The 24,712-nt window shown below is 52.3% G+C and carries 22 protein-coding genes; 10 read left to right on the top strand and 12 right to left on the bottom strand.

What is annotated here, in order from left to right:
• Positions 1–71 precede the first annotated feature (71 nt).
• The 7 genes from gudD to syd form a co-directional block, all read right to left on the bottom strand.
• Positions 72–1,412: a glucarate dehydratase gene (gudD, locus tag OGY72_RS12340; RefSeq protein ID WP_003034111.1), complete on the bottom strand. Its 1,341-nt coding sequence runs from the start codon at positions 1,410–1,412 to the stop codon at positions 72–74.
• A gap of 20 nt (positions 1,413–1,432) precedes the next feature.
• Complete coding sequence (locus tag OGY72_RS12335; RefSeq protein ID WP_286547806.1) at positions 1,433–2,773, bottom strand: enolase C-terminal domain-like protein; 1,341 nt, start codon at positions 2,771–2,773, stop codon at positions 1,433–1,435.
• A gap of 2 nt (positions 2,774–2,775) precedes the next feature.
• A complete protein-coding gene (gudP, locus tag OGY72_RS12330; protein WP_003825678.1) occupies positions 2,776–4,128 on the bottom strand; it encodes a galactarate/glucarate/glycerate transporter GudP in 1,353 nt (450 codons plus the stop codon).
• Between the two features lie 342 nt (positions 4,129–4,470).
• The gene (locus OGY72_RS12325; RefSeq protein WP_008785690.1) at positions 4,471–4,920 is read right to left on the bottom strand and encodes a flavodoxin; all 450 of its coding nucleotides are present in this window, start codon (positions 4,918–4,920) and stop codon (positions 4,471–4,473) included.
• Between the two features lie 19 nt (positions 4,921–4,939).
• Complete coding sequence (gene truC / locus OGY72_RS12320; protein ID WP_003825671.1) at positions 4,940–5,722, bottom strand: tRNA pseudouridine(65) synthase TruC; 783 nt, start codon at positions 5,720–5,722, stop codon at positions 4,940–4,942.
• Positions 5,722–6,051: a YqcC family protein gene (locus tag OGY72_RS12315; protein WP_003825670.1), complete on the bottom strand. Its 330-nt coding sequence runs from the start codon at positions 6,049–6,051 to the stop codon at positions 5,722–5,724. The genes truC and OGY72_RS12315 overlap by 1 nt, the downstream gene beginning before the upstream one ends.
• Before the next feature lie 632 nt (positions 6,052–6,683).
• Positions 6,684–7,229: a SecY-interacting protein gene (syd, locus tag OGY72_RS12310; RefSeq protein WP_149384703.1), complete on the bottom strand. Its 546-nt coding sequence runs from the start codon at positions 7,227–7,229 to the stop codon at positions 6,684–6,686.
• A 68-nt stretch (positions 7,230–7,297) separates the two neighbouring features.
• On the opposite strand from syd, the gene queF reads away from it, so the two are divergent.
• From queF to xni, 5 genes are all read left to right on the top strand, one after another.
• Complete coding sequence (gene queF / locus OGY72_RS12305) at positions 7,298–8,146, top strand: NADPH-dependent 7-cyano-7-deazaguanine reductase QueF (RefSeq protein ID WP_286547805.1); 849 nt, start codon at positions 7,298–7,300, stop codon at positions 8,144–8,146.
• Positions 8,147–8,259: 113 nt separating this feature from the next.
• Entirely contained in the window at positions 8,260–9,624 is a 1,365-nt protein-coding gene (gene ppnN / locus OGY72_RS12300; RefSeq protein WP_003034076.1) for a nucleotide 5'-monophosphate nucleosidase PpnN, read from the top strand.
• Between the two features lie 560 nt (positions 9,625–10,184).
• Complete coding sequence (locus OGY72_RS12295) at positions 10,185–11,474, top strand: HAAAP family serine/threonine permease (RefSeq protein WP_003034073.1); 1,290 nt, start codon at positions 10,185–10,187, stop codon at positions 11,472–11,474.
• 53 nt (positions 11,475–11,527) lie between these two features.
• Positions 11,528–12,895, top strand: a complete 1,368-nt coding sequence (locus OGY72_RS12290; RefSeq protein ID WP_003034070.1) for an L-serine ammonia-lyase — start codon at positions 11,528–11,530, stop codon at positions 12,893–12,895.
• A gap of 169 nt (positions 12,896–13,064) precedes the next feature.
• On the top strand, positions 13,065–13,820 hold the full coding sequence (gene xni / locus OGY72_RS12285; protein ID WP_063940943.1) for a flap endonuclease Xni: 756 nt from the start codon (positions 13,065–13,067) through the stop codon (positions 13,818–13,820).
• Between the two features lie 76 nt (positions 13,821–13,896).
• On the opposite strand, the gene fucO is transcribed toward xni, so the two are convergent.
• Together fucO and fucA are read right to left on the bottom strand one after the other, a co-directional pair.
• Complete coding sequence (fucO, locus tag OGY72_RS12280) at positions 13,897–15,045, bottom strand: lactaldehyde reductase (RefSeq protein ID WP_149281289.1); 1,149 nt, start codon at positions 15,043–15,045, stop codon at positions 13,897–13,899.
• Between the two features lie 11 nt (positions 15,046–15,056).
• Complete coding sequence (gene fucA / locus OGY72_RS12275) at positions 15,057–15,704, bottom strand: L-fuculose-phosphate aldolase (RefSeq protein WP_003825656.1); 648 nt, start codon at positions 15,702–15,704, stop codon at positions 15,057–15,059.
• Between the two features lie 563 nt (positions 15,705–16,267).
• Between fucA and fucP the strand changes: the two genes are divergently transcribed.
• From fucP to fucR, 5 genes are all read left to right on the top strand, one after another.
• On the top strand, positions 16,268–17,578 hold the full coding sequence (gene fucP / locus OGY72_RS12270; RefSeq protein WP_286547804.1) for an L-fucose:H+ symporter permease: 1,311 nt from the start codon (positions 16,268–16,270) through the stop codon (positions 17,576–17,578).
• Between the two features lie 31 nt (positions 17,579–17,609).
• On the top strand, positions 17,610–19,385 hold the full coding sequence (gene fucI / locus OGY72_RS12265) for an L-fucose isomerase (RefSeq protein ID WP_003825648.1): 1,776 nt from the start codon (positions 17,610–17,612) through the stop codon (positions 19,383–19,385).
• A 107-nt stretch (positions 19,386–19,492) separates the two neighbouring features.
• The gene (gene fucK, locus OGY72_RS12260; RefSeq protein ID WP_148361519.1) at positions 19,493–20,911 is read left to right on the top strand and encodes an L-fuculokinase; all 1,419 of its coding nucleotides are present in this window, start codon (positions 19,493–19,495) and stop codon (positions 20,909–20,911) included.
• Position 20,912: 1 nt separating this feature from the next.
• Positions 20,913–21,335, top strand: coding sequence for an L-fucose mutarotase (gene fucU / locus OGY72_RS12255; RefSeq protein ID WP_048215640.1), 423 nt, complete (start codon positions 20,913–20,915; stop codon positions 21,333–21,335).
• Between the two features lie 57 nt (positions 21,336–21,392).
• Positions 21,393–22,121 carry an L-fucose operon activator gene (gene fucR, locus OGY72_RS12250; RefSeq protein WP_003825642.1) on the top strand — a complete coding sequence of 243 codons (729 nt, stop codon included), beginning with the start codon at positions 21,393–21,395 and terminating at the stop codon, positions 22,119–22,121.
• 35 nt (positions 22,122–22,156) lie between these two features.
• Here fucR and rlmM read toward each other — a convergent pair whose 3' ends face one another.
• Genes rlmM through gcvA form a run of 3 tightly spaced genes read right to left on the bottom strand, consistent with a single transcriptional unit; the run spans position 22,157 to position 24,581 of the window.
• Complete coding sequence (gene rlmM, locus OGY72_RS12245) at positions 22,157–23,257, bottom strand: 23S rRNA (cytidine(2498)-2'-O)-methyltransferase RlmM (protein WP_003034040.1); 1,101 nt, start codon at positions 23,255–23,257, stop codon at positions 22,157–22,159.
• Positions 23,250–23,645 carry a DUF423 domain-containing protein gene (locus OGY72_RS12240; protein WP_003034037.1) on the bottom strand — a complete coding sequence of 132 codons (396 nt, stop codon included), beginning with the start codon at positions 23,643–23,645 and terminating at the stop codon, positions 23,250–23,252. Before OGY72_RS12240 ends, rlmM begins: the two co-directional genes overlap by 8 nt.
• A gap of 18 nt (positions 23,646–23,663) precedes the next feature.
• The gene (gcvA, locus tag OGY72_RS12235) at positions 23,664–24,581 is read right to left on the bottom strand and encodes a glycine cleavage system transcriptional regulator GcvA (RefSeq protein WP_003034035.1); all 918 of its coding nucleotides are present in this window, start codon (positions 24,579–24,581) and stop codon (positions 23,664–23,666) included.
• Positions 24,582–24,712: the final 131 nt, after the last annotated feature.

Genomic DNA, 24,712 nt, shown 5'->3' with positions numbered 1-24,712 from the left:
ACGCATGTTGACTATGTTAAGCATACACCAGGAGCAAAACCGCTCACTCTATAGGAGCGGTCCTGGATCACTTAGCGAACCATGCACGGACGCTTATTATCAAACGTCCAGTTCGGGATAAGATACTGCATACCCATCGCATCATCACGCGCACCCAGTCCATGTTGCTGGTACAGTTCATGCGCTTTCATGACCTGATCCATATCCAGCTCCACGCCCAGACCCGGTTTTGCCGGAACCTGCACCATGCCGCCTTTGATTTCAAACGGCTCTTTGGTCAAGCGCTGATTGCCTTCCTGCCAGATCCAGTGGGTATCGATAGCGGTTATTTTACCCGGAGCCGCCGCCGCAACATGCGTAAACATCGCCAGCGAAATATCAAAGTGGTTGTTAGAGTGCGATCCCCAGGTCAGCCCGAACTCATGGCACATCTGCGCCACACGGACAGAACCCTGCATGGTCCAGAAGTGCGGGTCCGCCAGTGGGATATCAACAGACTGCAACGACAGCGTATGCCCCATCTGACGCCAGTCGGTGGCGATCATGTTGGTGGCGGTCGGCAGACCGGTGGCGCGACGGAATTCCGCCATCACTTCACGACCTGAGAAGCCCTGCTCGGCACCGCACGGATCTTCCGCATAGGCCAGAGAACCCTTCAGATATTTGCCGATCTTAATCGCTTCATTTAGCGACCACGCGCCGTTCGGATCCAGCGTGACGCGGGCCTGCGGGAAGCGCTTCGCCAGCGCAACGATAGATTCTGCTTCCTCTTCCCCGGCCAGCACGCCGCCTTTCAGTTTAAAATCATTAAAACCATACTTCTCATATGCGGCTTCCGCCAGGCGCACTACCGCATCCGGGGTCATCGCTTCTTCATGACGCAGACGATACCAGTCGCATTTCTCATCCGGCTGACTCTGGTACGGCAGCGGCGTTGCCTTACGGTTACCCACAAAGAACAGGTAACCCAACATTTCAACTTCGCTACGCTGCTGGCCATCCCCCAGCAAAGAGGCGACGTTTACGCCCAAATGCTGACCTAACAGATCCAACATGGCCGCTTCGATCCCAGTAACCACATGAATAGTGGTACGTAAATCGAAGGTCTGCAAACCGCGACCGCCCGCATCACGATCGGCAAAAGTATTGCGTACCGCATTCAGCACGTTTTTGTATTCACCTAACGTTTTACCTACCACCAACGGGATCGCATCTTCCAGCGTTTTGCGGATTTTTTCGCCGCCGGGAATTTCACCCACGCCGGTATGACCGGAGTTATCTTTAATAATCACAATATTGCGCGTGAAGAACGGAGCATGTGCGCCGCTCAGGTTCATCAGCATGCTGTCATGACCCGCAACCGGAATAACCTGCATAGAGGTAACCAATGGGGTAGAAAATTGTGCGCTCATAATTAAGTCCTTATTCAAAATTAGTGGCGGCCGAAAACGGGACGTTTACGGTCAAAAGTCCATCCGGGGATCAGATACTGCATTGGGCCTGCGTCATTACGTGCGCCGCCGGGCAGCGCCTTATAGGCTTCATGCGCTTTCTGTACCTGATCCCAATCCAGTTCCACGCCCAGACCGGGCGCATCGGGTACCGCAATTTTTCCGTTTTTAATCTCCAGCGGATTTTTGGTCAGGCGGCAATCGCCCTCCTGCCAGATCCAGTGGGTATCGATAGCCGTTGGATTACCCGGTGCAGCAGCGCCGACGTGGGTAAACATTGCCAGGGAAATATCAAAATGATTGTTAGAATGGCAGCCCCAGGTCAGGCCCCAGTCATCGCATAACTGTGCCACGCGTACCGCGCCAGAAAGGGTCCAGAAGTGCGGATCGGCCAGCGGAATATCTACTGAATTCAGCATCACCGCATGGCCCATTTCACGCCAGTTGGTGGCTATCATGTTCGTTGCTACCGGCAGACCGGTTGCACGGCGGAACTCGGCCATCACTTCGCGGCCAGAAAAACCCTGTTCAGCGCCACATGGATCTTCGGCGTAGGTCAGAACATCGTTAAGCCCTTTACACAGGGAGATGGCTTCATCCAGCAGCCAGGCACCGTTGGGATCAACCGTAATACGCGCATCCGGGAAGCATTTTTTCAGCGCGCGAGCGGTGTCGATTTCCTGTTCGCCAGGCAGTACACCGCCCTTGAGTTTGAAATCTTTAAAGCCGTAGCGATCCTGCGAAGCCTGAGCCAGACGTACCACCGCCTCACTGTTCATCGCCTGCTGATGACGCAGGTGATACCATTCATGGTTTCCCGGCGTGCTTTCCAGATACGGTAAATCGGTCTTTGTGCGATCGCCCACGTAGAACAGATAGCCGAGTACGGTGACCGCATCGCGCTGCTTGCCCGGCCCTAACAGTTCACAAACCGGCACGTTCAGCGCCTTACCCAGCAGGTCGAGCAATGCGGCTTCCAGCGCCGCTACCGCATTGACCCGTAGTTCAAAGGTCCAGGCGCCTTTGCCAAAGGTGTCAAAATCAGCGGCCTGGTTGCCTTTATGCACCTGCTGCACCACCTTATTCAGGCGCGCGACTTCCTGGCCCAACACCTGCGGAATCGCATCCACCAGCGTCTGATAAATCACTTCGCCACCTGGCGCTTCACCGACACCGGTGTTTCCGACATTATCGGTGAGCACCACGATATTACGAGTAAAGTATGCGTTATGCGCCCCACCAATATTGAGCAGCATGCTGTCATGACCGGCCACCGGGATGACCTTCATATCGGTAATAACGGGACTTGATTGTGTTGTCATCATCATTGTCCTGCGACAGGTTTCAGTTCGATACGTTTAATATCGCCCACCAGCACCAGATAGCTCACCACCGCAATCAGCGCATGTACCCCGACGTAAATCAACGCGCCGTTAAACGAGCCAGTAGTCCCGACGATGTAGCCGATAGCAATTGGCGTGACGATGCCGGAGATGTTGCCAAACATGTTGAACAAACCGCCGCTCAGACCGCTGATTTCTTTAGGTGCGGTATCAGCCATCACCGCCCAGCCCAGCGCACCGATACCTTTGCCGAAGAAGGCCAGCGCCATAAAGCCGATGATCATCCACTCCACATTGACGTAGTTACAGAACACCATCACCATCGACAGCAGCATACCGAGTACGATTGGCGTTTTACGGGCGATATTCAGCGAACCGGTACGGCGCATCAACCAGTCGGAAATAATGCCGCCGAGCACGCCGCCGGCGAATCCGCAAATGGCCGGAACCGAAGCAACAAAGCCAGCTTTCAAAATCGACATACCGCGAGCCTGCACCAGATAAACCGGGAACCAGGTGATAAAGAAGTAGGTCAGCGCGTTAATGCAGTATTGGCCGATGTAAATCCCGATCATCATCCGTGAACCCAGCAGCTGTTTGATTTGCCCCCACTTCACGCTAAACGGCACTTTAGTTTTGGCTGCCGCCTGATCCATGTTGATCAGCGCCCCACCTTCGGCAATGTACTCCAGCTCTTTTTGGTTTACGCCCGGGTGCTGGTTAGGTTCATGAATCACCTTCAGCCAGACGAAGCTGATAATGATCCCGAGGCCGCCCATAAAAAAGAACACATGCGACCAGCCCACTTCATGGGTCAGCCAACCCATGATTGGCGCGAAGATAACGGTGGCAAAGTATTGCGCAGAGTTAAAGATAGCGACCGCCGTGCCCCTTTCCTGTGCCGGGAACCACGCCGCCACAATACGACTGTTGCCGGGGAAGGAGGGCGCTTCAGCTAAACCGACGAGGAAACGCAGGGTAAACAGCGCAACGATAATGCCGAAACCACTGAAGATATCGACAAAACCCTGCAGCAGGGTAAACATGGACCAAATAAAGATGGACCAGAAATAAACGCGTTTTGAACCAAAGCGGTCGAGCAACCAGCCGCCGGGGATCTGGCCGATAACATAGGCCCATGAGAAAGCGGAGAATACATACCCCATCCCTACCGCATCCAGACCAATGTCTTTGGCCATCTCCGAACCGGCAATGGATAAGGTGGCGCGATCGCCGTAGTTGAAGGATGTGACGATAAACAGCATCACCACTATCCAGTAGCGAGCGTTAGTGCGTTTTTCCGCGCTGCTCGCCGCCTGACTTAATGAACTCATTGTTGCACTCCTGAATCCTGGCTTTCGCCAGTTCATTCTGTACAGCACCTGTAGGGTGATCAGAATGAGAGGTTAGTGTGTGGCAGTGTTGGTACAGCTCAGGGCCGTTTTATTCTGACTCGCTGCCATTCCGGGAACTGACGGGAAAAGTATATGAAGGAGTGCCACTTGCCCTCACCGTGCATGAACACAACATTAGGGAGGCAGTGAGAAGTTGTTTGGGGCATAAGCCCAAAGTAGTGGAAGTTAGTTCACGTAATTGGGGTTTTATTGCCGGGTGGCGGCTTCGCCTGGCCCGGCTTGCGGTTCAAATGGGGGTTGCAGCCCGTACGAGCGAGGGAGTTATTTAAGCAAGGTTCCCCAGTTTTCTACCCAGGGATTGGATTCGCTTTCCGGTTCAGGATGCTCGCTGGCATCAATCAGCAGCATTTCTCCTACACGGTGGGCGCTTTGTTCCTGCAACAAGGCATCGAACTGTTTGCCGCCATTGCAGAAATTAACGTAGCTACTGTCGCCCAGCGCAATAACGCCGTAATGCAGATTTGGCTGGAAACCGAGATTATCTTTGATCCCTTGAAACAGCGGCACGATGCTATCCGGCAGATCGCCCTGCCCGGTCGTTGAGGTCACTACCAGCACATATTTATCCTGATATGCCTGCCAGTCGCTAAGCTCCGGATCTTCGAACACCGTAGCTTTATGACCCTGCGCCGTCAAAATAGCTTCGGCCTCTTCGGCAACCAGCAGCGCGTTTCCGTACATCGTGCCGACAAAAATTCCAATTTCCGCCATAACCGTAATCTCCTGGGACTTAAGAATCTATCTGCTCATCCTGACCTGACAGCCCGCTGAACTCAACCCTTTCATTCTCAGGGAGAAGTCCACGCCAGCCAAACTGTGATAACGCCTGCATCCAGACGTCATCCAGCCCGGCGCGAATAACCAGCGGTTCGCCGGTGAAAGGATGGGTCAGCGCAAGCTGGCTGGCATGCAGCATCAATCTCTGGCAACCGAAATGCTCTGCGGCGCTGCGGTTTTGCCGCAAATCACCATGCTTGCTGTCGCCGATAATCGGATGGCGCAAGTGCGCCAGATGGCGTCTGAGCTGGTGCTTGCGACCGGTTTTAGGGTCCAGCTCCACCAGCCCGTAACGGGTAGTCGGATAACGCCCGGTCGCTACCGGCATTTCTACCGTTGCCAGGCCACGATAATGGGTGACAGCAGGCTGCGGGCCTTTATCATCGCGGGCAAACTTATCGGCAATCTTATCCAGCTCTTCGACCAGCGGGTAATCCAGCACGGCATCATCCATCAGCCAGCCACGCACAATCGCATGATAGCGTTTCTGAATTTGATGATGTTCAAACTGCTGGGACAGTAAACGCCCGGCTTCGCTGGACAGCCCCATCAGCAGCACGCCGGAGGTTGGCCTGTCGAGTCGATGGGCGGTAAATACGTGCTGACCAATTTGGTCGCGCACCGTTTGCATCACCACCACTTTCTCATCCCGGTCGAGCCAACTGCGGTGAACCAACCAGCCCGAAGGTTTATTGACGGCGACCAGCCATTCGTCCTGATAAAGAATTTCCAGCATCAGGCGTTATCACTTGTAAACAGCGCATCCAGCTCCTGCAACGCCGCCAGGAGAATGTCGCGTTGCGGGTGATCGGCTGCCAGCGCCATTTCGTAATACGGAGCGACGGCAAATGCCTGCGGAAGCGGCTGCGCGTTATCAATCAACGTATGCATGCGGGGAATCAACACCCACTGCAGCCACTCGACGGGCTCCATGGTATCCATACAAAAAGGCTGCGTACTGGTAAACAGATGCTCTGCTGGCTCATCCATCCGCCAGTGATGATGTTCACGCAGTAGCGCTTCAAGTGCGTGCAACTGCTGGCGCACACGGTCATGAGTCGTCATGAAATTAACCTCAATGATGAAAAAATCTGGCGCGAAGAATAGCACTAGTGAAGGGAAATAAAAAAAGGGAGCACTGTAAAAACAGTGCTCCCGGTTCGTTTCGCAGCATTCCAGCTACTTTTAGTGCTCCCTGCTCATCCGTGACAACTTTTCCTGTGGTCTTACGACCGTGTTCATCCTGAACTTTTGCATCCTGCTCACATCACCCCGATGTGAAAACTTCATCCTGAAGTATCCTGGCCATCCAGACCCGCCGAACATCCTGACCGGCTCTCATTCTCCATCCTGGAGGTGTCCTTTAACGCATCCAGCGTCTTCCTCTTTGCTTCGTCCTGAAGCCTGTCCTTGCAACACCGTCCTGGTGTGTCCTGGCGAAGAGCCATCATCCTGATGTTCTCTTCGTTGTGCGACTCCTTGTCGACAGATATAGAATCGCCTGTTTCGCTTTGTCTTACAAGATGCTTACAGGCTTACTCTTACGATTATTTTCGTATGAAAGTTGACAATAAAACACTAACCAGTTGAATAATAATAAATTATTATTTTATCAATTCATTAAGTCTTTACTTATCACCTGGCAATGTCCTACAGGGCTTGTAAGAGATCTCTCACAAGATTCAGGGCAAACTGGATTACAGAACTGGCTTAAGTTGAATGAGGAATTCCGCAAGTGAGGCCGCCAGCACCGTTCGTTTACGGGTGCCCAGCGTTTCTTTGCACACTTCACCGGACAGATTGCACACCGAAATGACGTCAAGCTCATTATCTTGTGTGGCAATAAAAAGCGTAGGTGATAGCTTGAGGCGCTTTTGCGTAACCAGATGACCAATCAGGTTTTCCTGAACGCGCCTGAAGTCATCTTCACTCCAGGTTTGCAGCAGCGTGAGCTTTTCATCCGCAAACTGCGCGTGCATATCACCAGCAAACTGGGTGGTGTAAAAAGCGTGAACGGCAGGTTGTACCACAATATCAAAGGCCCGTTCAACCGCATTGAGGTTATTTTCGCCGACAAAAGGTTGAGGCCGCCAAAATACGGCATCGTCTGTGGAAGAAATGATACACGGAGAAGGTACGCCATACAGCTCTTCGCTGAGCGGCCAACTGTTGTTTTTTTCATGCCATGCGTCGCAATAACGCGTCGTAAAGGCTATCAACGCCTGCGCTGTCAATTCGTCCACTGATTTCTCTCTTCACAAAAGCCAGGATACACTTGTCGCATAGTGTATCTGGTTTATGACGGTGAAACATGTCCTCTTATGAAAATCATCAGGCGCTTAACGGCCTGACTCTTGGTAAATCAACGGATTACCGAGACAATTACGATGCAAGTCTGTTGCAGGGCGTTCCGCGCAGCCTGAATCGCGACCCGCTGGATTTAAAGGCCGATAACTTGCCTTTTCACGGTGCGGATATCTGGACGCTATATGAACTGTCGTGGCTGAATGCCAACGGCTTACCGCAAGTCGCGGTCGGTCACGTGGAACTGGATTACACCAGCGTAAATCTGATTGAGTCGAAAAGCTTTAAGCTTTACCTGAACAGTTTTAACCAGACGCGTTTTGATTCCTGGGACGCGGTACGCCAGACACTGGAAAACGATCTTCACGCCTGCGCTCAAGGTGATGTCAGCGTGGCGCTGTACCGCCTTGACGAACTGGAAGGGCAGCCGATAGCCCACTTTAATGGGACCTGTATCGACAATCAGGATATCGTCATCGACAACTACCAGTTCAGCACTGCGTATCTGGAAAATGCCGTGAGCGGTGAAAAAGCAGTGGAAGAGACGCTGGTCAGCCACCTGCTGAAATCCAACTGTCTGATTACCCATCAACCCGACTGGGGCTCCATACAAATTCAGTATCGTGGACGGAAAATCGACAGAGAGAAGCTGCTGCGTTATCTGGTCTCCTTCCGCCACCATAATGAATTTCATGAGCAGTGCGTGGAACGTATTTTCAATGACATTCTGCGCTTCTGCCAGCCAGAGAAACTGAGCGTCTACGCACGCTACACGCGACGTGGCGGCCTGGACATTAACCCATGGCGCACCAACACCGATTTCACTCCGGCAACCGGTCGTCTGGTACGTCAGTAATCTTTTTTCTCAATTTTGCGTGTCGGATTCCGCGCGCAAGGTTGTGAAAGGTCATAAGCCAGGGCTATTGTAATCAATAGGGAATGACGTGTTGCGTCCCATAAGGAGTTTACTTGATTACACATATTAGCCCGCTTGGCTCAATGGACATGTTGTCGCAGCTGGAAGTCGATATGCTTAAACGCACGGCCAGCAGCGACCTGTATCAACTGTTTCGTAACTGTTCGCTTGCCGTTCTGAACTCCGGCAGTTTGACCGACAACAGCAAAGAACTGCTGTCACGCTTTGAAAGTTTCGATATTAACGTACTGCGCCGCGAACGGGGCGTGAAGCTGGAACTGATCAACCCACCTGAAGATGCGTTTGTTGACGGACGCATTATTCGTGCGCTACAGGCAAACCTGTTTGCCGTGCTGCGTGACATTCTGTTCGTCAATGGTCAGATCCATAACGCTGGTCGTTTTCAGCATCTGGATCTCGAAAGCTCGGTGCATATTACCAACCTCGTATTCTCGATCCTGCGTAATGCACGGGCGCTGCACGTTGGTGAAGCGCCGAACATGGTCGTCTGCTGGGGCGGTCACTCAATCAACGAGAATGAATACCTGTACGCCCGTCGCGTCGGCACCCAACTGGGCCTGCGCGAACTAAACATCTGTACCGGCTGCGGTCCGGGGGCGATGGAAGCGCCAATGAAAGGCGCTGCGGTCGGCCACGCCCAGCAGCGATACAAAGACAGCCGCTTTATTGGCATGACCGAACCGTCAATCATCGCCGCTGAACCGCCTAACCCGCTGGTAAACGAACTGATCATCATGCCGGACATTGAAAAACGTCTGGAAGCGTTCGTGCGTATCGCCCACGGTATTATCATCTTCCCGGGTGGCGTAGGGACAGCAGAAGAGCTGCTGTATCTGCTGGGGATCCTGATGAATCCTGCCAACAAAGATCAGGTTCTACCGCTGATCCTGACCGGACCAAAAGAGAGTGCGGATTACTTCCGCGTGCTGGACGAATTTATCGTGCACACGCTGGGGGAAGATGCGCGTCGCCACTATCGCATCATCATTGACGATGCGGCAGAAGTGGCGCGTCTGATGAAAAAAGCGATGCCGCTGGTGAAAGAAAACCGTCGCGACACAGGAGATGCTTACAGCTTTAACTGGTCGATTCGTATCGCGCCCGATCTGCAGATGCCGTTCGAGCCGTCCCATGAAAACATGGCCAACCTGAAGCTGTACCCGGATCAACCCGTTGAAGTATTGGCCGCCGATTTACGGCGTGCATTCTCCGGTATTGTGGCAGGTAACGTGAAGGAAGTCGGGATCCGCGCTATTGAAGAGTTTGGCCCGTACAAAATCCACGGTGACCGCGAAATGATGCGCCGCATGGACGATCTCCTGCAGGGCTTTGTTGCACAACATCGTATGAAGTTACCGGGCACTGCGTATATCCCTTGTTACGAGATCTGCGCCTAACCTTCAACACCCGCTAGCAGCGCTATAGCGGTGACAGTTTTGTCCATATCAAAGCCGGGTTTGGCGCACTTGCCTCCCGGCTTTTTTTAGTGATACCAGTCACATAGCTCCGACAATCATATAAATGCCAGTGATGATTCATAAAAAACAGCGAGCACCGCAAACGATTACCTTGAAAAACCAACCGTGATTTATCTTAGAAAATTATTATTAGTCGCCGAAATCATCTAAAAACAACAGTTTTTACAGCTGAACACGCCTATCTTCGCGCCTTCGCTTTCATGAGATATGTCGTTAATGTTAGCCTTCGCGCCCGTAAATTCGCTTTGACTATTTTTTAACAGATTAATGGCCCAAATTTATCCACATAAAAGGTGGATTATTGCATTTGGGATCCCGATCACTGATACATTCATTACTAAAATGTATCTTTCCGCCCGAAAATTATTACGGCGAAAAATTATATAAAAATCGCTCAACGAATTTCGATTTACAGTCGGGTACTTTCTCATTGGATTGACCCCAAACCCGACTTTTTAAGCTTCCTCCAGGAGAAATAGATGGAAAACACTCAAACCAGCACTATCGTTACGGGCCAGACCCGCAGCGCATGGCGCAAAACAGACACCATGTGGATGCTGGGCCTTTACGGCACGGCGATTGGGGCGGGTGTATTGTTCCTGCCGATTAACGCAGGCGTAGGCGGTATGATCCCGCTGATCATCATGGCGATCCTTGCCTTCCCAATGACCTTCTTTGCACACCGTGGCCTGACTCGCTTTGTGCTGTCCGGTAAAAATCCGGGTGAAGACATCACCGAAGTTGTAGAAGAACACTTTGGTGTTGGTGCAGGTAAACTGATTACCCTGCTCTACTTCTTCGCTATCTACCCGATTCTGTTGGTTTACAGCGTAGCCATCACCAACACGGTTGAAAGCTTCCTGACCCACCAGCTGGCGATTACGCCGCCGCCGCGCGCAATCCTGTCACTGATCCTGATTGTCGGCATGATGACCATCGTGCGCTTCGGTGAGCAGATGATCGTTAAGGCGATGAGCATCCTGGTATTCCCGTTCGTTGCGGCGCTGATGCTGCTGGCGCTGTACCTGATCCCTCAGTGGAGCGGTGCGATTCTGGAAACCATGTCTTTTGACTCTGCGGCAACCACCGGCAACGGCCTGCTGTTGACCCTGTGGCTGGCAATTCCGGTAATGGTGTTCTCCTTCAACCACTCCCCGATCATCTCCTCCTTCGCCGTGGCGAAGCGTGAAGAGTACGGTGATGAAGCAGAGAAAAAATGCTCCAAGATTCTGGCATTCGCTCACATCATGATGGTACTGACCGTTATGTTCTTCGTCTTCAGCTGCGTATTCAGCCTGACTCCGGCAGACCTGGCAGCAGCGAAAGAGCAGAACATCTCGATTCTGTCTTACCTGGCGAACCACTTTAACGCGCCGATTATTGCCTGGATGGCACCGATCATCGCGATTATCGCTATCACCAAATCCTTCCTGGGCCACTACCTGGGCGCACGTGAAGGCTTCAATGGTATGGTGATTAAGTCTCTGCGCGGCAAAGGCAAATCCATCGAAATCAACAAACTGAACAAAATCACTGCGCTGTTCATGCTGGTAACCACCTGGATTGTGGCGACGCTGAACCCAAGCATCCTCGGCATGATTGAGACCCTGGGTGGCCCAATCATCGCGATGATTCTGTTCCTGATGCCGATGTATGCCATTCAGAAAGTACCGGCAATGCGTAAGTACAGCGGCCATATCAGCAACGTCTTCGTTGTGATTATGGGCCTGATCGCTATCTCCGCTATTTTCTACTCTCTGTTCAGTTAATTCCCCTGCGCCGCTCCTCGGGGCGGCGCACCTCGATACACAATGGACGCCTCATGATTAGCGTATTCGATATTTTCAAAATCGGCATTGGCCCTTCCAGCTCCCACACTGTTGGCCCGATGAAAGCAGGCAAACAATTCACGGATGACCTGATTGCACGCGGAATTCTCACTGACGTAACCCGCGTAGTGGTTGATGTCTATGGCTCTTTATCTCTGACGGGGAAAGGTCACCATACCGACATCGCGATTATTATGGGCCTGGCGGGTAATCTGCCGGATACCGTAGACATTGATGCCATTCCGTCCTTTATCCAGGATGTGAATACTCATGGGCGTTTGCTGCTGGCAGACGGTCAACATGAGGTCGAGTTCCCGGTCGATAAGTGCATGAATTTCCATGCGGACAATCTGTCCCTGCACGAAAACGGGATGCGCATTACCGCACTGGCGGGCGAAAAGGCCATTTACAGCCAGACTTACTATTCCATTGGCGGTGGGTTCATCGTTGATGAAGAACATTTTGGTTTACCGAACAACTCTCCGGTAAACGTGCCATATCCGTATAAATCCGCAGCTGATTTGCAACGTCATTGCCAGGAAACCGGCCTGTCGCTTTCCGGTCTGATGATGCAAAACGAACTGGCGCTGCACAGCAAAGAAGAGCTGGAACAGCACTTTGCTAACGTCTGGGAAGTGATGCGTAGCGGGATTGAACGCGGCATCACCACCGAAGGTGTATTGCCGGGCAAACTGCGCGTTCCGCGTCGTGCTGCTGCGCTGCGTCGCATGCTGGTCAGCAGCGACAAAACCACCACCGACCCGATGGCGGTTGTTGACTGGATCAACATGTTCGCGCTGGCCGTGAACGAAGAAAACGCAGCCGGTGGACGCGTGGTGACTGCACCAACCAACGGTGCATGCGGGATTGTTCCTGCCGTACTGGCGTATTACGACAAGTTTATCCGTGAAGTGAACGCTAACTCGCTGGCACGCTACATGCTGGTCGCGAGCGCCATTGGTTCACTGTACAAGATGAACGCCTCTATCTCTGGTGCCGAAGTCGGCTGTCAGGGTGAAGTTGGCGTCGCCTGCTCCATGGCAGCGGCTGGTCTGGCTGAACTGCTGGGCGGTAGCCCAATGCAGGTATGCATCGCGGCAGAAATCGGTATGGAACACAACCTGGGTCTGACCTGCGACCCGGTTGCCGGCCAGGTTCAGGTACCGTGCATTGAGCGTAATGCCATTGCTTCGGTTAAAGCGGTGAACGCTGCACGTATGGCGCTGCGCCGTACCAGTGAACCACGCGTGTGCCTCGATAAAGTTATCGAGACCATGTACGAAACCGGTAAAGACATGAATGCCAAATACCGCGAAACCTCTCGTGGTGGTCTGGCGATGAAGATTGTCACCTGCGATTAATTCTCAGCACATTTTCGTATCTGTAGGCCGGATAAGGCGCTCGCCGTATCCGGCTTTTATTGCCTGCTGGCGCTTCGCTTATCAGGCTTTCGGATAGCGCTCTTTCGCAATGCTCGTCTCCACTCGTCGTGAATGTTACCCTACAGACTAATTTGTTAGGGAGAACACCGTGGCCGTCCACCTGCTCATTGTTGATGCACTGAATCTCATCCGCCGTATTCACGCCGTACAGGGCTCCCCCTGCGTGGAGACATGCCAGCATGCGCTCGATCAGCTGATTGTGCACAGTCAACCCACGCACGCCGTGGCGGTATTTGATGACGAAGCGCGTAACAGCGGCTGGCGTCATCAACGGTTACCTGACTACAAAGCCGGTCGCCCGCCGATGCCTGACGATTTACACCAGGAAATGTCCGCCTTACGCGCCGCTTTTGAACAGCGCGGCGTCTGCTGCTGGGTATCCAGCGGGAATGAAGCCGATGATTTAGCCGCCACTCTGGCGGTGAAAGTTAGCCAGGCGGGACACCAGGCGACTATCGTCTCAACCGATAAAGGCTACTGTCAGCTACTCTCCCCAACGCTGCGGATTCGCGATTATTTCCAGAAACGCTGGCTGGATGCGCCGTTTATCGAGAAAGAGTTCGGCGTACTGCCGCAACAACTGCCAGATTATTGGGGACTGGCCGGGATCAGCAGTTCTAAAATACCGGGGGTTGCCGGTATTGGTCCTAAAAGCGCCACACAACTGCTGGCACAGTTTCCAACGCTGGAGGCGCTGTATGAACATCTGGATGACGTACCGGAGAAATGGCGCAAGAAACTCGAAGAACATCGGGAGATGGCGTTTTTGTGCCGCGATATCGCGCGGCTGCAAACGGACTTACATATCGACGGAAACCTACAGCAGCTACGGCTGGCGCGGTAGTCTTATTTCCGGATGGCGCTGCGCTTATCCGGCCTACTTATCGTACAACCCTGTAGGCCGGATAAGCGCCAGGTGATTACCAGGCAGTATGGTACAGCTCAACGATATCCCCAAGGCTCGCTTCACGCGGATTTCCCCCGGTACAAACATCGTCAAATGCGGCTTGCGCCAGCGCAGGAATATCCTCTTTACGGACGCCAACATCGCGTAGATGCAGTGGGATACCTACATCGCGATTAAGGGCGAAGACGGCATCCACCGCCGCTTTGCGTGCATCTGCCAGCGTCAGTCCTTCAACCTTAACCCCCATTACCCGGGCAATATCGCGGAATTTTTCCCCGGTGAATTCGGCGTTATAGTGCATCACGTGCGGCAGCAAAATGGCATTCGCGACGCCGTGCGGCGTGTTGTAGAACGCGCCTAACGGGTGTGCCATACCATGCACTAATCCCAGACCTACGTTGGAGAAACCCATCCCGGCAACGTACTGGCCCAGAGCCATCGCTTCCCCCGCCTGGCTGTCGCCCGCAACGGAACCGCGTAATGACCCGGCAATAATTTCGATGGCTTTAATGTGCAGCGCATCGGTAAGCGCCCACGCAGCCCGCGTGATGTAGCCTTCAATGGCATGAGTCAGTGCATCTACGCCAGTAGCCGCTTTTAATGCAGCAGGCATGCCGTCCATCATGTCAGCATCAATGAACGCCACCTGCGGGATGTCATGTGGATCGACACAAACAAACTTACGCCGATTCTCTTCGTCAGTGATCACGTAGTTAATGGTCACTTCCGCCGCCGTTCCCGCAGTGGTTGGGATAGCCATAACTGGCACGCTCGGGAAGCGTGTCGGCGATAACCCTTCAAGGCTGCGTACATCCGCAAACTCTGGGTTATTGTTAATAATGCCAATCGCTTTACAGGTATCCTGCGGGGAGCCTCCACCAATGGCGACCAGATAGTCTGCGCCGCTTTGCTGAAAGACACTCAATCCTTCCTGCACTACCGCAATGGTTGGATTAGGAATAACGCCTGAATAGATTTCCCATGCCAGACCTGCAGCATCCATTCGGGAAGTCACCTTCTCAACAACGCCGCACTGCACCAGATTTTTATCAGTCACAATCAACGCTTTGCGATAACCACGACGAATAACTTCATCGGTTAATGCACCAACAGCGCCCCGGCCAAACCATGCCGTTTCGTTCAGAATCATTCTGTTCGCCATCGTTTTATCTCCTATTCCTCAATACGCAATCCGTATGTTTTGAATTTTTCCAGCACAATAGCGATAGCCTCATCATCCAGTACCGGAACCGGATCGGTAATCGCCAGCGTGCTGAGATAAAGCTGCGCCAGCACTTCCACTTCATGCGCTAACCACAGGGCTTTTTCCAGATTTTCTTCGCAGGCGATCAGCCCATGATGCTGCAACAGCGTTGCTTTTCGGTTTTTCAGCGCTACCGCAACGTGCTCGGAAAGCTCACGCGTGCCAAACGTCGCATATGGCGCACAGGGAATTGAGTTACCGCCAGCCGCCGCAATCATGTAATGGATTGCCGGGATTGGCCGGTTGAGAATAGAAACAGCAGTACAATGCACGGCATGATTATGGACCACCGCCTGAGCATCGGGACGCGTCTGATAAGCGGCCATATGGAACCGCCACTCGCTGGAAGGTAATTTCCCTTCTTCGTGCTGTCCCTCAGCATTGATGTACACTATGTGGGATTCGGTGAGTTTGTCATAGGGAATACCCGTCGGGGTAATTAACATCCCGTCCTGGTAACGCACACTTACATTACCCGCAGTCCCCTGATTCAGCCCCAGACGGGTCATTTCCAGGCAGGTATTGATAATCTGCCGTGCCAGCGTATTTCGTTCCATTACTTACCTCTCTCAGTGAGTCAAAATGCGACAACAGAACATTGCTAATACCTCGACGCTCTGTTGATTTAAGCGGGTATTTGCTAACTATCATCATGCTGAATAAAGAGAAGGGAATTTTTAGCACTGGATTTTGTGATGTTCATCAACTAATAACGATGAATAAAAACATGCAAGCATAATATTACAATTGCAAAATGTCCGTTCTTAATAAAACCATTGTAAAACGGTCATTTGCGAATAAATTGTTACCATTACCCGTTTTCCACTTAACTAATTAATTCGGGCATTATCCCTGTGGCTTTTTAATTTATTTTCCTCAAACGGTCATTATTTTAAAGAAATTAAAGTGATGATAATCACATAAACCCACACCCTGAGCATAAATGTGACCACCATCATATTAATGGCCGGTTTTTATTTGAAAATGAATTCATGAGTTCATTCATGAAGGCCAATTTTATCTGGCAGGTTACCGGAACTCACCTGGATTAGCAGGTTGGTAAAAATCACCAATCGTACTCTTAAGCTGTTGAACATGCTTATGAACTGATGAGGATGCTATGGGAAACACATCAATACAAACACAAAGTTTTCATGCGGTAGAGCGGGGGCAGACAAAAAATTATGTCATTCCCTTCGCGTTACTCTGTTCACTGTTTTTTCTTTGGGCGGTTGCCAATAATCTTAATGACATTTTATTACCACAATTTCAGCAAGCATTTACATTAACAAACTTTCAGGCTGATCTGATTCAATCTGCTTTTTATTTTGGTTATTTCGTCATTCCAATCCCAGCCGGGATCCTGATGAAAAAACTAAGTTATAAAGCAGGCATTATTACCGGATTATTCTTATATGCCATCGGTGCAGCATTATTCTGGCCAGCGGCTGAGGTAATGAATTACACCTTATTCCTGATTGGCCTATTTATTATTGCGGCGGGCTTAGGTTGTCTGGAAACGGCTGCCAACCCCTTTGTAACCGTACTGGGCCCGGAAAGCGGCGGTCACTTCCGATTAAATCTCGCGCAAACTTTTAACTCATTTGGTGCCATTATTGCGGTTGTTTTTGGGCAAAGTCTTATTTTGTCTAATGTGCCACATCAATCTCAAGACGTACTCGATAAGATGGCGCCAGAACAGCTAAGCGCCTACAAGCACAGCCTGGTGTTATCGGTTCAAACCCCTTATATGATCATCGTCGCGGTCGTTTTGCTGGTCGCCCTGCTGATCATGTTTACCAAGTTTCCGACCCTGCAAAGTGACGATCACAGTGACAACGCTCAGAGTTCATTCTCCGCGTCCCTTTCCCGCCTGGTGCGCATTCGCCACTGGCGTTGGGCGGTACTGGCGCAGTTCTGCTACGTCGGTGCACAAACTGCCTGCTGGAGCTACCTGATTCGCTACGCAATCGAAGAGATCCCAGGCATGACGCCAGGTTTCGCCGCCAACTACCTGACCGGCACCATGGTGTGCTTCTTTATCGGTCGTTTCTCCGGCACCTGGCTTATCAGTCGCTTTGCGCCGCATAAAGTGCTGGCCGCATATGCCCTGCTTGCCATGATCCTGTGCCTGATTTCCGCCTTCACCGGTGGCCAGATCGGCCTGCTGGCCCTGACGTTGTGCAGCGCATTTATGTCGATTCAGTACCCAACCATTTTTTCTCTGGGGATCAAAAATCTGGGACAAGACACCAAATATGGCTCGTCTTTTATCGTCATGACCATCATTGGCGGCGGCATTGTGACCCCGGTGATGGGCTTTGTCAGCGATGCCGCTGGCAATATCCCGACCGCTGAACTGGTCCCGGCGCTTTGCTTCGCCATCATCTTTATTTTTGCCCGCTTCCGTTCACAAACGGCAGCCAACTGAATATTTATCCGAATAACGTGAGGAATCTGTGATGAAAAAAATCAGCTTACCAAAAATTGGTATTCGCCCGGTTATTGACGGACGTCGTATGGGTGTACGTGAGTCGCTCGAAGAGCAAACCATGAATATGGCTAAAGCTACCGCAGCGCTTATCACTGAAAAACTTCGTCATGCCTGCGGCGCACAAATTGAATGTGTGATTGCCGATACCTGTATCGCCGGCATGGCGGAATCCGCAGCCTGTGAAGAAAAATTCAGCAGCCAGAATGTTGGCGTGACGATTACCGTTACCCCATGTTGGTGCTACGGCAGTGAAACCATCGACATGGATCCGATGCGCCCGAAAGCGATCTGGGGCTTCAACGGCACGGAACGTCCAGGGGCGGTTTACCTTGCCGCCGCACTGGCAGCTCACAGCCAAAAAGGCCTTCCTGCCTTCTCCATTTATGGTCATGACGTACAGGATGCAGACGACACATCTATCCCTGCCGATGTTGAAGAAAAACTGCTGCGCTTTGCCCGTGCCGGCTTAGCGGTCGCCAGTATGAAAGGGAAAAGCTACCTGTCTGTCGGTGGTGTATCAATGGGTATCGCCGGTTCTATCGTCGACCATAACTTCTTTGAATCCTGGCTGGGTATGAAGGTGCAGGCGGTTGATATGACCGAACTGCGTCGTCGCATTGACCAGAAAATCTATGATGAAACCGAGCTGGAAATGGCGCTGGCGTGGGCGGACAAAAACTTCCGCTACGGCGAAGATCAGAACGCGCAGCAATATAAGCGTAACGCAGAACAAAGCCGCGCAGTGCTGAAAGAAAGCCTGCTGATGGCTATGTGCATTCGCGACATGATGCAGGGTAACAAAAAGCTGGCAGACAAAGGTCTGGTCGAAGAATCCCTGGGCTATAACGCGATCGCCGCAGGCTTCCAGGGCCAGCGTCACTGGACCGATCAATACCCAAATGGCGATACCGCCGAAGCGTTGCTCAACAGCTCCTTTGACTGGAATGGCGTTCGTGAACCGTTCGTTGTCGCGACAGAAAACGACAGCCTGAACGGCGTGGCGATGCTGTTCGGCCATCAACTCACCGGCACGGCCCAGGTCTTTGCCGATGTGCGCACCTACTGGTCGCCAGAGGCGGTTGAACGCGTCACGGGTAAACCACTGACCGGTCTTGCTGAGCACGGCATTATTCACTTGATTAACTCCGGTTCTGCGGCACTGGACGGTTCCTGCAAACAGCGCGACAGCGAAGGTAAACCGACCATGAAACCACACTGGGAAATCTCGCAGAAAGAGGCGGATGAATGCCTGGCGGCAACCGAATGGTGCCCGGCTATTCACGAATACTTCCGCGGGGGCGGTTACTCATCTCGCTTCCTGACTGAAGGCGGTGTGCCGTTCACCATGAGCCGTATCAACATCATCAAAGGGTTGGGGCCGGTGCTGCAAATCGCGGAAGGCTGGAGCGTGGAGCTGCCGAAAGATATGCACGACCAGCTTGATGCGCGTACCAACTCCACATGGCCAACCACCTGGTTTGCTCCGCGCTTAACCGGCAAGGGCCCGTTCAGCGACGTCTATTCCGTCATGGCTAACTGGGGTGCTAACCACGGGGTGCTGACGATTGGTCACGTAGGTGCGGACTTTATCACTCTGGCTGCCATGCTGCGTATCCCGGTGTGCATGCACAACGTGGAAGACGAGAAAATTTATCGTCCTTCCTCCTGGGCCGCCCACGGTATGGATACGGAAGGTCAGGATTACCGCGCTTGTCAGAACTACGGTCCGCTGTATAAGCGTTAAACATCGAGCGATTGCCTGATGGCGGCGCGGCCTACGAAGCACACGGTTTTGTAGGCCGGATAAGGCGAAGCCGCCATCCGGCAATAGGTAATCTCCCAGGAGCAATTATGAAACAAGAGGTTATTCTGGTTCTCGACTGTGGCGCGACCAACGTACGGGCCATTGCCGTTGACCGACAGGGAAAGATTGTCGCCCGCGCAGCGACCCCGAACGCCAGTGACATCGCCGCAGAAAACAGTGCCTGGCACCAATGGTCGCTGGAGGCCATTCTGCAGCGCTTTGCCGACTGCTGTCAGCGGCTTTCCTCACAACTGGCCGCCTGCCAAATTCGCGGGATCGCCGTCACCACCTTCGGCGTGGATGGCGCGCTGGTGGATAAGAACGGCAAACAACTGTACCCGGTGATCAGCTGGAAATGCCCACGTACCGCAGCGGTAATGGAGAATATCCATCGCTACATGTCAATGCAGCAACTGCAGGAAATCTCCGGCGTTGGGGCGTTTAGCTTCAATACGCTGTACAAACTGGTGTGGCTGAAAGAGAACCACCCGCAATTACTGGAACAGGCGCACGCCTGGCTGTTTATCTCGTCGCTTATCAACCAACGTTTAACCGGCGAGTTCACAACTGACATCACCATGGCGGGAACCAGCCAGATGCTGGATATCCAGCAACGTGATTTCAGCCAGGACATTTTGCAGGCAACAGGCATACCGCGTCGCCTGTTTCCGCGCCTGGTTGAAGCAGGCGAACAAATTGGGGTACTGCAACGCGAGGCCGCCAGCCAGCTCGGACTTCCAGAGGGTATTCCAGTCATTTCTGCCGGACACGACACACAGTTTGCGCTATTTGGCGCAGGAGCCCAACAGGATGAACCGGTACTCTCTTCCGGCACATGGGAAATTCTAATGGTGCGCAGTGCTCAGGTAAATACCTCCCTGCTCAGCCATTATGCGGGCTCCACCTGTGAGCTGGATAGTCAGGCTGGGCTTAACAATCCAGGAATGCAGTGGCTGGCCTCCGGCGTGCTTGAATGGGTTCGAAAGCTGTTATGGACCGCGGACACGCCCTGGCAAACGTTGATTGATGAAGCTCGGGATATTCCCGCTGGTGCCGAAGGGGTGAAGATGCACTGCGACCTGCTGGCCTGTCAGAATGCGGGCTGGCAAGGGGTTACCCTCAATACTACCCGTGGGCACTTTTATCGCGCCGCGCTGGAAGGACTGACAGAACAGCTGCAGCGGAATCTGCAAACGCTGGAAAAAATCGGCCATTTCCAGGCCACTGAACTGCTATTAGTTGGCGGGGGCAGCCGCAACATCTTGTGGAACCAAATCAAAGCGAACGTACTCGGGATCCCAGTCAAAGTGCTGGATGATGCCGAAACCACCGTGGCAGGCGCCGCAATGTTTGCCTGGTCAGGCATCGGGGAATTTACCTCCCCGGAGCAGGCGCGCGAACAGGTGCGCTATCAGTACCGTTACTTCTATCCGCAAACCGAATCCGAACTCACAGGAGTCGAGTAACATGCTTAAAACGATATCTCCCTTAATTTCCCCCGACTTACTGAAAGTGCTGGCCGAAATGGGACACGGCGATGAGATTATCTTTTCCGATGCCCACTTCCCGGCCAACAGCATGGGGCCGCAGGTCATCCGCGCTGACGGTCTGCTGGTCAGCGATCTGCTGCGGGCGCTTATTCCGCTATTTGAACTGGACAGCTACGCCCCACCGCTGGTGATGATGGCTGCGGTTGAAGGTGACACTCTCGATCCTGACGTTGAGGCTCGCTATCGTCAGGCACTTTCATTACAGACCCCCTGCCCGGACATCACGCGTATTGACCGCTATGCCTTTTACGAACGAGCACAAAAGGCGTTTGCGATCGTTATCACAGGAGAGCGGGCAAAGTACGGGAATATTCTTTTAAAAAAAGGGGTAACGCCGTAATCTCTGGTCAGAATGCCCGTCAGGTACGGGCATTCATCATTAGATGAGGATCAGAACATGAAAGCGGCGCGCCAGCAGGCAATCGTAGATCTGCTTACTAACCACAAAAGCCTGACAACCGAAGCCCTGGCTTTGCAGCTTAACGTCAGCAAAGAGACCATCCGCCGCGATCTCAGCGAGTTACAGACCCAGGGAAAAGTGTTACGCAACCACGGTCGGGCCAAAGTTATTCACCGGGAAAATCAGGACAGCGGTGACCCATTTCATATTCGACTCAAAAGCCACTATGCACACAAAGCGGATATCGCCCGTGAAGCGTTGGCATGGATCGAAGAAGGTATGGTAATTGCCTTAGACGCCAGCTCTACCTGCTGGTATCTGGCGCGACAGTTACCGGACATCAACATTCACGTTTTTACCAACAGCCAGCCCATCTGCCAGGAATTGGCTAAACGTGAACACATTCAGCTTATCAGCTCCGGCGGTCGTCTTGAGCGCAAATACGGTTGCTACGTTAATCCCTCGCTTATCTCGCAGCTAAAACCACTCGAGATTGACCTGTTTATTTTTTCCTGCGAAGGGATCGACAGCGACGGTGCGCTCTGGGACTCAAATGCAACCAACGCAGACTTCAAATCCATTCTGCTTAAGCGTGCATCGCAGTCTTTATTACTGATCGATAAAAGTAAATTTAATCGTTCGGGAGAGGCCAGAATTGGGCATCTGGATGATGTGACGCATATTGTTTCAGATACACAGCTGATTGAAGCAATCCAGGCCGAATAGGGCGATTACGCCGCCATCCGACCTGGGTTGTAGCCTTATCGCTCGTCGCGACGACCGCCGACGGCAGCCCACAGACGACGTACGTGAACGGTTACTTCTTCACGGTCATGATACAACTGACGCGCCTGAATCTGGGCATTTACACCATGTTCATCAAGCTGGGCCTGAATGTAAGCCAGGTTCTGCGATACCTCTTCGTAGCGTTTTTTCATCGGCAGCTTGAGGTTGAAGATCGTCTCACGACACCAGCCGTTGACCAGCCATTGTGCCATCAGGGCGGCAACCTTCGCCGGCTTCTCCACCATGTCACAGACCATCCACGAAATATTGTTGCGATTCGGACGGTACTTAAATCCGTCTTCGCGCAGCCAGGTGACCTGTCCGGTATCCATCAGGCTTTGCGCCATCGGGCCGTTATCCACGGAGTAAACCCACATGTTGCGTTTAACCAGCTGATAGGTCCATCCGCCCGGGCAGGCGCCTAAATCCACCGCATACATCCCGTTCGCCAGACGCTCATCCCATTCATCGGCAGGGATAAACACGTGCAGCGCTTCTTCCAGCTTAAGCGTTGAACGGCTCGGCGCATCGGCTGGAAACTTCAGACGCGGAATCCCCATGTAAAACGGTGAGTTATTGTCAGGCCAGGAATAGCCGGTATAACAACAGCCAGGGGCGATAAAGAAGACGTGAACCACCGGACGCTTTGGCGTTTCATACTTTGCCAGTACGCCCGCTTCGCGCAGCGCTGCACGCAACGGTACGGTAAATTTACGGCAAAATTTAACCAGCTCTTTGCTTTCATTGGTGTCGGCAACTTCTACTCGCAGATCGCCACCCTTTTCCACCACGCCCTGCAACATGCCAACGATCGGTGTAATACGATCTTCCGGCGGTAAGTATTGCAGCAACTCGCCCACCACAAACATTTGACGAGCAAAAATCAGCGAACTAAACGGCAGCTCTTTCACTAACTTTTCAGCATCGTCCTGCTGATAGCATTCGAAGATGACGTAACCCGCATTGTCTTTCACGCGGGCAAAACCGAAGATTTCCCGGCGTCCTGCTTTATCCGTAATTTCTGCGGCGCACTCTTTTTCAAAACCTGGGCGACACAGCAATACAACCTTATTCATGGCTAACGCCCTTACGTTTCAATCGAATAGCGCCCACTAACATCAGCGCCCAGCCTACGAGGAAGCTGAAGCCGCCAACAGGGGTAACAAACGCCCACAGGCGTAAATGAGAGAGCGCGAGACAATACAGGCTGCCGCTAAACAGCACTGTACCTAATGCCAGAAACACGCTACTCCAGTAAAACCAAATACTAATGCGCCGTTGCATAGCGACGGCCAGGCCAAAGATAGCCAGCGTATGAAACGCCTGATACTCAAGGCCGGTCTGAATCCACCCCATTTCAACAACACCGAGGGTTTTGCTCAGAACATGTGCCCCAAAGGCGCCCAACGCCACAAAAATAAAGCCACTTACGGCGGCAAAAATCAGCATAAAACGGCTGGTCATTTGAATACCCTACGTAAATTATTGTTCATAACGAAAGCGGAATTTTTCTTGTTCCGTGGCCGCTTTCGCCAGAATCCACTGACGGAAGGCGGCTATTTTACCCAGTTCTGCCTGACTGTCATGACAAACCAGATAAAATGCGTTTTTGCTGACCAGAACATCGTTAAACGGACAGACCAGACGTCCGGCTTCAATTTCGGACTGCGCCATGACATTGTTAGCCAGCGCGATCCCCTGTCCATGGATTGCAGCCTGTAGCACCATGGCGCTATGGCTGAAGATAGGTCCTTGCTGTACGTTGATATGATTCAGGCCAAGCTGGCGCGTATAGGCTTGCCAGTCTCGTCGCGACGCATCATGCAATAAAGTGTGTTTTGCCAGGTCGTCCGGTGTCTTTAGCGGTTTATCACCGGTAAGCAACAGCGGAGAGCAGACCGGCAATAAATATTCTGCGTACAATTTTTCCACGCGCAGACCCGGCCAGTTGCCACGTCCGTAGAAAATCGCCACATCAACATCATCAGCCAGTTTGTCTTCCTGACGGTCCACCGCCTGGATCCTGACATCGATTCCCGGATAAGCTGAGTTAAAGCTAGAGAGTCTGGGCACCAGCCATTGGATCGCAAAACTGGGCAATAAACTCACGGTAAGCGCACCTTTTGCACTGCGTGCCTGAAGTTTACGCGTCGCGTCGGTTAATTGCGAAAAAATCTCTTTAATGTCGAGAAAGTAGCTTTGACCTTCTTCCGTTAACAGCAAAGATCGATTGCGTCGACGAAACAGTTTTAGCCCCAAAAAATCCTCAAGTGACTTGATTTGGTGACTTACTGCGGCCTGCGTCACAAAAAGCTCTTCTGCTGCGCGAGTAAAGCTTAAATGACGCGCGGCAGCATCAAAAACACGTAACGCATTTAAGGGTGGTAATCGTTTTGACATGACTTTTAGGCTTTGATGTTAAATGAATTTAACAATTAGCTAACAGGCTGTAACCTATTAGTTTTTTTTATCTGAGCCATTATAAATTGTCCGTTGAGGTTCTACCAGCAAATACCTATAGTGGCGGCACT

This window comes from Citrobacter sp. Cpo221, from assembly GCF_030332345.1.
Taxonomy (GTDB): domain Bacteria; phylum Pseudomonadota; class Gammaproteobacteria; order Enterobacterales; family Enterobacteriaceae; genus Citrobacter; species Citrobacter portucalensis.
The sequence above is the reverse complement of the archived record's forward strand: the minus strand, read 5'-3'. Positions and strand labels throughout refer to the sequence as shown.

Bases quoted from the DNA above. Each gene is read 5' to 3' on its own strand.
- gudD (WP_003034111.1), bottom strand. From the start codon at position 1,412: ATGAGCGCACAATTTTCTACCCCATTGGTTACCTCTATGCAGGTTATT.
- OGY72_RS12335 (WP_286547806.1), bottom strand. From the start codon at position 2,773: ATGACAACACAATCAAGTCCCGTTATTACCGATATGAAGGTCATCCCG.
- gudP (WP_003825678.1), bottom strand. From the start codon at position 4,128: ATGAGTTCATTAAGTCAGGCGGCGAGCAGCGCGGAAAAACGCACTAAC.
- OGY72_RS12325 (WP_008785690.1), bottom strand. From the start codon at position 4,920: ATGGCGGAAATTGGAATTTTTGTCGGCACGATGTACGGAAACGCGCTG.
- truC (WP_003825671.1), bottom strand. From the start codon at position 5,722: ATGCTGGAAATTCTTTATCAGGACGAATGGCTGGTCGCCGTCAATAAA.
- OGY72_RS12315 (WP_003825670.1), bottom strand. From the start codon at position 6,051: ATGACGACTCATGACCGTGTGCGCCAGCAGTTGCACGCACTTGAAGCG.
- queF (WP_286547805.1), top strand. From the start codon at position 7,298: ATGTCCTCTTATGAAAATCATCAGGCGCTTAACGGCCTGACTCTTGGT.
- OGY72_RS12295 (WP_003034073.1), top strand. From the start codon at position 10,185: ATGGAAAACACTCAAACCAGCACTATCGTTACGGGCCAGACCCGCAGC.
- OGY72_RS12290 (WP_003034070.1), top strand. From the start codon at position 11,528: ATGATTAGCGTATTCGATATTTTCAAAATCGGCATTGGCCCTTCCAGC.
- fucO (WP_149281289.1), bottom strand. From the start codon at position 15,045: ATGGCGAACAGAATGATTCTGAACGAAACGGCATGGTTTGGCCGGGGC.
- fucA (WP_003825656.1), bottom strand. From the start codon at position 15,704: ATGGAACGAAATACGCTGGCACGGCAGATTATCAATACCTGCCTGGAA.
- fucP (WP_286547804.1), top strand. From the start codon at position 16,268: ATGGGAAACACATCAATACAAACACAAAGTTTTCATGCGGTAGAGCGG.
- fucI (WP_003825648.1), top strand. From the start codon at position 17,610: ATGAAAAAAATCAGCTTACCAAAAATTGGTATTCGCCCGGTTATTGAC.
- fucK (WP_148361519.1), top strand. From the start codon at position 19,493: ATGAAACAAGAGGTTATTCTGGTTCTCGACTGTGGCGCGACCAACGTA.
- fucU (WP_048215640.1), top strand. From the start codon at position 20,913: ATGCTTAAAACGATATCTCCCTTAATTTCCCCCGACTTACTGAAAGTG.
- fucR (WP_003825642.1), top strand. From the start codon at position 21,393: ATGAAAGCGGCGCGCCAGCAGGCAATCGTAGATCTGCTTACTAACCAC.
- rlmM (WP_003034040.1), bottom strand. From the start codon at position 23,257: ATGAATAAGGTTGTATTGCTGTGTCGCCCAGGTTTTGAAAAAGAGTGC.
- OGY72_RS12240 (WP_003034037.1), bottom strand. From the start codon at position 23,645: ATGACCAGCCGTTTTATGCTGATTTTTGCCGCCGTAAGTGGCTTTATT.
- gcvA (WP_003034035.1), bottom strand. From the start codon at position 24,581: ATGTCAAAACGATTACCACCCTTAAATGCGTTACGTGTTTTTGATGCT.